Origin of the sequence: Bacillus andreraoultii (assembly GCF_001244735.1) — a bacterium.
Lineage (GTDB): Bacteria > Bacillota > Bacilli > Bacillales > Caldibacillaceae > Caldifermentibacillus > Caldifermentibacillus andreraoultii.
On the sequence record NZ_LN868929.1, the window covers coordinates 1 to 1339 of the forward strand.

The 1339-nt window shown below is 37.0% G+C and carries 1 protein-coding gene; it reads right to left on the reverse strand.

Translation table 11 applies throughout. The features are described 5' to 3' along the window. Positions 1–74: 74 nt before the first annotated feature. Complete coding sequence (locus BN2144_RS00065) at positions 75–1241, reverse strand: IS256 family transposase (RefSeq protein WP_033826335.1); 1167 nt, start codon at positions 1239–1241, stop codon at positions 75–77. Positions 1242–1339 lie beyond the last annotated feature (98 nt).

The following is a 1339-nucleotide window of genomic DNA, read 5'->3' on the forward strand; positions in this document are numbered from 1 at the left end:
TGCGATTTTGTAAGGAAAAAGGGGGTACCCCCTTTTTCCTTACAAAATTTTCGCTGCGCGTATATGGGTATTAGTTAATTTAAAAATTTCTTTCCTCCAGAATCTAGTGTCTCCTCTATATCCATAAGAACAGCACCAATCAATCTGAACGCTGATTGATTGTTCGGATAAATCCGGATTACCCGATCCCTCCGGCGAACTTCTTGATTTATTCTTTCTAAATTATTGGTCGTTCTTAGACTTTTCCGATAAGATTTTGGTTCATTAAAAAATTGAATGGCATCTTCAAATCCCTCATCTAATAACTTGGCTGCTTTTGAAAAAAGGGAATCTTCCTCATATGTTTCCATGAATTGTTCCTTTAATTTCCTTGCCTCCTTAATACCAGGTGCATCAAATATATCTTTTATTAAATCCATTACCTCTTTTGACCCTTTTTTAGGCATGGCATCTTTTAGATTCTTCTTGAAATGAAAAGTACAACGTTGCCATGTCGTACCAATAAATGACTCTCTAATGGCATTCTTTTGACCTTCATGGGCATCGGAAATAATAAGGCTCGGAGATTGAAGTCCCCTCGCTTTTAAATAGGCAAAAAACTCATTCCATCCTGCTTTAGATTCAGCGTGACTAACCTTCAAACCGATAATTTCCCTTTTATTCTGTTTATTCACACCTACGGCAATATAGACAGCTTTACTGACTACTCGATTGTGTTCTCGCACCTTAATATACATGGCATCGGTAAAAATATATTTATAATACATCACATTTAACGGACGCCCTGCCCACTTATTCACTTCTGCATCTAACTTTTCAGTTAGTCCGGATATAAATGATTTTGATACTTCTTCTCCGCATAGTTGTTTAACTACTTTCTTTACCTTTCTAGTAGAGACACCATTTACCACCATTTCCAACATGGAAAGGACAAAAGATTGTTCCTTCCGTTGCCACTTCTCAAACAACGTTGGCGAAAACTGGCCATCTCGTGTTCTTGGTACTTTCAATTCAAGATTCCCTATGGATACGGTCAGACTTCTGTCATAGTAACCGTTTCGATGCCCAGTGCGCCCCTCCGTTCTTTCGTATGGAAGTGCTTGTATATAGTCATCCCTTTGTTGTTCCATTAATTGATTTAGTACAAGAACGAGAGAAGCTTTCATCACTTCATTCAAATTTGAGTTTACTACATCTACTTTTAAATCCTCCAAATTTAGGGTAAGCTGTAATTGAGTCATATCAATTTCTCCTTTGCAATTTTTTCTAGGGTTGAAAACATTGTTGCCAGAAGTTGATATGGCTTATTCTCTTTTTACACAATTATATGGACTTAATC

Excerpts from the sequence above, each read along its gene's own strand:
- BN2144_RS00065 (WP_033826335.1), bottom strand. The coding sequence starts at position 1,241 with ATGACTCAATTACAGCTTACCCTAAATTTGGAGGATTTAAAAGTAGAT.